The organism is Serratia sp. CY74737 (genome assembly GCF_052166775.1).
GTDB lineage: Bacteria > Pseudomonadota > Gammaproteobacteria > Enterobacterales > Enterobacteriaceae > Serratia > Serratia ureilytica.
Window position 1 is genome coordinate 1 of sequence record NZ_JBJNOF010000031.1, and the last position, 1,361, is coordinate 1,361.

The 1,361-nt window shown below is 53.4% G+C and carries 1 rRNA gene; it reads left to right on the plus strand.

Features of this window, described 5'->3' with window-relative positions:
- Nucleotides 1-1,361: ribosomal RNA gene (locus tag ACJ8PE_RS24945) — 23S ribosomal RNA — on the plus strand; the annotation flags it as partial.

The following is a 1,361-nucleotide window of genomic DNA, read 5'->3' on the forward strand; positions in this document are numbered from 1 at the left end:
CTGGCCGGGCGACGGTTGTCCCGGTTTAAGCGTGTAGGGGGTGTGACCTGGTAAATCCGGTTGCATATCAACCCTGAGGCGTGATGACGATGCACTACGGTGCAGAAGTAGTTGATGCCCTGCTTCCAGGAAAATCCTCTAAGCTCCAGGTAACATTAAATCGTACCCCAAACCGACACAGGTGGTCAGGTAGAGAATACCAAGGCGCTTGAGAGAACTCGGGTGAAGGAACTAGGCAAAATGGTGCCGTAACTTCGGGAGAAGGCACGCTGGCATGTAGGTGAAGTCCCTTGCGGATGGAGCTGAAGCCAGTCGAAGATACCAGCTGGCTGCAACTGTTTAATAAAAACACAGCACTGTGCAAACACGAAAGTGGACGTATACGGTGTGACGCCTGCCCGGTGCTGGAAGGTTAATTGATGGGGTCAGCCGCAAGGCGAAGCTCTTGATCGAAGCCCCAGTAAACGGCGGCCGTAACTATAACGGTCCTAAGGTAGCGAAATTCCTTGTCGGGTAAGTTCCGACCTGCACGAATGGCGTAATGATGGCCAGGCTGTCTCCACCCGAGACTCAGTGAAATTGAACTCGCTGTGAAGATGCAGTGTACCCGCGGCAAGACGGAAAGACCCCGTGAACCTTTACTATAGCTTGACACTGAACATTGAGCCTTGATGTGTAGGATAGGTGGGAGGCTTTGAAGCGTGGACGCCAGTCTGCGTGGAGCCATCCTTGAAATACCACCCTTTAATGTTTGATGTTCTAACTCGGCCCCGTAATCCGGGGTGAGGACAGTGTCTGGTGGGTAGTTTGACTGGGGCGGTCTCCTCCCAAAGAGTAACGGAGGAGCACGAAGGTTAGCTAATCACGGTCGGACATCGTGAGGTTAGTGCAAAGGCATAAGCTAGCTTGACTGCGAGAGTGACGGCTCGAGCAGGTACGAAAGTAGGTCTTAGTGATCCGGTGGTTCTGAATGGAAGGGCCATCGCTCAACGGATAAAAGGTACTCCGGGGATAACAGGCTGATACCGCCCAAGAGTTCATATCGACGGCGGTGTTTGGCACCTCGATGTCGGCTCATCACATCCTGGGGCTGAAGTAGGTCCCAAGGGTATGGCTGTTCGCCATTTAAAGTGGTACGCGAGCTGGGTTTAGAACGTCGTGAGACAGTTCGGTCCCTATCTGCCGTGGGCGTTGGAAGATTGAGAGGGGTTGCTCCTAGTACGAGAGGACCGGAGTGAACGCACCACTGGTGTTCGGGTTGTCATGCCAATGGCATTGCCCGGTAGCTAAGTGCGGAAAAGATAAGCGCTGAAAGCATCTAAGCGCGAAACTTGCCTCAAGATGAGTCTTCCCTGGGCCTT